The sequence below is a fragment of the Reyranella sp. genome (genome assembly GCF_036558665.1).
Taxonomy (GTDB): domain Bacteria; phylum Pseudomonadota; class Alphaproteobacteria; order Reyranellales; family Reyranellaceae; genus Reyranella.
Window position 1 is genome coordinate 1 of sequence record NZ_DATBFE010000176.1, and the last position, 3398, is coordinate 3398.

The 3398-nt window shown below is 68.9% G+C and carries 4 protein-coding genes; 1 reads left to right on the plus strand and 3 read right to left on the minus strand.

Annotated elements, in window-relative coordinates:
- The 3 genes from VH499_RS24525 to VH499_RS24535 all read right to left on the minus strand — a co-directional run.
- Positions 1-420: DUF3363 domain-containing protein (locus VH499_RS24525; RefSeq protein ID WP_332055400.1), on the minus strand; the 420-nt coding region annotated here is incomplete at its 3' end.
- Between the two features lie 24 nt (positions 421-444).
- Positions 445-2514 (minus strand): recombinase family protein, encoded by a 2070-nt coding sequence (locus tag VH499_RS24530; protein WP_332055401.1) that lies wholly within the window; start codon positions 2512-2514, stop codon positions 445-447.
- Positions 2507-2716, minus strand: coding sequence for a hypothetical protein (locus VH499_RS24535; RefSeq protein ID WP_332055402.1), 210 nt, complete (start codon positions 2714-2716; stop codon positions 2507-2509). The genes VH499_RS24530 and VH499_RS24535 overlap by 8 nt, the downstream gene beginning before the upstream one ends.
- Positions 2717-3055: 339 nt before the next feature.
- Between VH499_RS24535 and VH499_RS24540 the strand changes: the two genes are divergently transcribed.
- A complete protein-coding gene (locus tag VH499_RS24540) occupies positions 3056-3352 on the plus strand; it encodes a hypothetical protein (RefSeq protein ID WP_332055403.1) in 297 nt (98 codons plus the stop codon).
- Positions 3353-3398 lie beyond the last annotated feature (46 nt).

Below are 3398 nucleotides of genomic sequence, written 5' to 3' on the forward strand. Positions count from 1 at the left end.
GAACTTGTCCGCACGGTCGCCGAGCCGGCGCAGCTTGCTCTCCAGCTTGCCGTCGAGCTGCCAGACGCCCTGCTGCCGCTCCTGGGCGAGGCCCAGCCGCTCCAGCGTCCTGAGACGGCCGATCCTCAGGGTCTGCTGCACGGGGTCCTGCTCCTCGGCCGTGGTGACGACGAGGATGCCGTCCCTGGCGCGGGCCAGCAGGGCGCGATCGAGCCGGGTCAGGCGCTCCTGGCCGGTCTCGTTGAAGAGCTTCTGCGTGCGTTCGAGGTCGGTCTCGGGACCCAGCTCCAGGGTGATGAGACCCTGCGCCCGGGCGCGCACCCCGTGGGCGATGTAGTCGCGCGCCATGACCAGGTCGCGCCCCTGGTCGTCGCGGCCGCGGATGACGATATGGGTGTGCGGGTGCCCCGTGTTGAACAATTCCGTTTCATGGCGCCCATTTCGCTATGTTGTTGAAGGGAAAAGACTTCGTTGATCGGGGTCTGGTCCTGCGGGGTGCCCCGCCCGCTTGCGCGCGCGATCGACGAGGGCTTTCGCGGCCGAGCCTTCGAGAACGGCGCGGCTGAACAGCCATGGTCCGTCCGGCAGGGGACGCAGCGCTTCGATCCGACCGCTGGCAACGGCCAGGCGCAACGTCTTGGCATTGACCTGGAGATAGGCTGCTGCATCGCTCAGGTTCAGCCACGGATCGTTGCCGTCCGCAGCCCGGCGATGGACGGGGATGTTGTGAGAGGACCTCAGCGACGCCACGCGCTCGCGGGTCCAGCGGTTGCCGAAGCCGGTCGCGAGCTTGTTGCGATTGAGGATGCCGGCGATCGCTTCGTCGTCGGCGATGCACACGAGCTGGCGGACCGCCGCGACGATGTCGGGCGCTGTCCTGGTCGACTGCCCCGGGCGGCGGCGCTCGACGCGCAGCTCGCTATGAGCTCCGCCCATCCAATGGATCGTCAGAACGACCTCGCCGGCCGCATCGTCGATGTCGGCAACGACCTCCTGGATCACCGTGCGCACGATCCGTTTCTTCAAGCTCGCATCCGTTGTCCGCGCGCTCCATACCGCGCGCAGATCGCTGGCCAGGGTGGCGAAGCACGATGCCGAAAGATCCGTGTCCGGCGGCGTCGCACGATCGTGAGCGGCGATCCGCGCCTCGACCTCCGCGACCCGCGTCAGTGCCCGGTTCCAGCGCGCCTCGAGCTCCGCCGCCACCAGACGGTTTTCCGGATCGGCGGCGTCGTACTGCCGGAACGCCCGGTCGGCCGCATAGCGTGCCGCTTCGAGGTCGCGCCTCAGCGCCTCGGCCACCTCGTCGCGCTGTGTCGCCTGCCGGGTGCCGGCCTCGATCGCCGCCGCGATGGCGCCAGGCTCGACCGCATCGAGAACCGCGGCCTCGATGGCCCTGTCGGCCAAGGTCCCGCCAAAGGCAATGCAGCGCGCCTCGCCGGTGCTGGCCAGGCCGCGGCTGCAGTAGTAGCGGGGAATGTTGTCCGCGGTGCCGCTGTAGCGCAGGACCAGCTTGCGGCCGCACCGGCGGCACCGCAACAGGCCCGCAAGCAAGGCGTCGCCGTGCTTGGCGGCGCCATGGTGCCGGCTCGCCGGGATGTTGTCGCTGACCATTCGACGGATCGCCTCCGCCCGCTCCCAATCGACATAGCCTTCGTGCGCCCCCGGACGCAATACCAGCCACTCCTCGCGCGCCTTCATCCGCGTCCTGCGGCGCCCCACGGGGCCGTCGTAGCGGACGGTCACCGCCGTCTTGCCGTAGGCGTAGGCGCCGCCATAGATCGGATTCGTGACGATGCGATGGATCGTGTGATAGGTCGGCCTGTGCCAGACGAGATCGCCGCCCACCCGCCGTGCCGGCAGCTCGAGGCCATGCGCGTGGAACCACAGCAGCGCACGGCGGGCGCTGCCGAGCTCGGCCACCTTGTCGAACACGAGCCCGATCGCTTCCTGGACGCGCCGGTCCGGGTCCTTCTCGAATCGGCCGCCGGTCTTGATGAAGCCGACCGGGACGCGCACGACCAGCTCGCCCCGTCGCGCCTTCTCGTGCCGGGCTGCCAGGGACCTCTGGCGCAGGAGATCGAGCTCGTACTCGTTGAGGCTGCCCTTGAGCCCGAGCAGCAGGCGGTCGTTGCCTTGTCTCGGCGCGTAGACCGTCTCCTGATCGATCAGGACGGTGTCGACGACACGGCACATCTCGATCAGCTGCTGCCACTCGCGGCTGTTGCGCGCGAAGCGGGACACCTCGCGGGCCGCCACTGCGCCGACCTTGCCGAGGCAGACCTCGGCCACCATGCGCTCGAAGCCCTGGCGTACCACGCCGCCGGCGGCCGAGCGGCCGAGATCGTCGTCCACCGTCTCGATCTGCGACCAGCCGAGGGCGACAAGGCGCTCCCGCATGGCATACTGAAGCGCCCGGCTCTCGCGATTGTGGAGCACCTGATGCGCCGAGGACTGCCGGACGTAGAGGATCGCCTTGCGGCCGAGATGATGCGGACCGATCTTGTCAGACATCACCGCGCCCTCCCGCCGGACGTTGCTTGCGGGCGGCGCGCTCGCGATCGGTCAGGAGCTGCGCGACGAGCTTCGTCGCCGCCGCCCGTGCGTCTTCCGGCAGAAGCTGCCAGATCGGCGCCGCTGCGCGCTGCGCGACATCCGGCGCCTCGAAGAGATCGGGTTGCGCAGGCCGTTGTCGAGGTCGCCTCCGGACCGCCATGACCGTTCCCTCCGTTCGGATCGCAGGTACGACCTCTTGCGTCCGAATCGGGGCGGTGCGATAGGGGATCGCTGGATGCGCCGCAGTCGGCCAGAAGGTTCTTCAACGCCGCGAGGGTTGCGGCATCGAGGTGCGGCGATGCCGTCATCCTGACGCCGCTGCAGACCGCCCGGTCGAACATCCACGATGGCAGCTCGATCCGCTCGCCGGCGTCGAGACTGCAGCGCAGGATGCCGCCGGAGCCTCGCCGGATCGCCTCGTGGACGCGGACGACGCGTCCGAACCAGGGATGCCACGGATAGAGGACCTCGCGCTCTACCGGCTTGTGGGTGTTATTGCGTGCTGTTGAAGTGGTCGATCGCCACCCATTTGCGATACCTGCAGCGCGAGGGCGTCACCCTGGACGGGAAGAGGGGGCACGCCTACTCGGCGACGGACGACCAGGCCGACGCCAAGGACTTTGTCGAACGCGGCCGGGAGGACCGGCACCAGTTCCGGTTCATCGTCGCTGCCGAGGACGGCGTCGAGCTTGGCGACCTCAAGCCCTTCACGAGGGAGCTCATGGTGCAGATGGAGAAGGACCTCGACACCGCCCTCGATTGGGTCGCGGTCGATCACTTCAACAGCACGCAATAACACCCACAAGCCGGTAGAGCGCGAGGTCCTCTATCCGTGGCATCCC

Bases quoted from the DNA above. Each gene is read 5' to 3' on its own strand.
- VH499_RS24530 (WP_332055401.1), bottom strand. From the start codon at position 2,514: ATGTCTGACAAGATCGGTCCGCATCATCTCGGCCGCAAGGCGATCCTC.
- VH499_RS24535 (WP_332055402.1), bottom strand. From the start codon at position 2,716: ATGGCGGTCCGGAGGCGACCTCGACAACGGCCTGCGCAACCCGATCTC.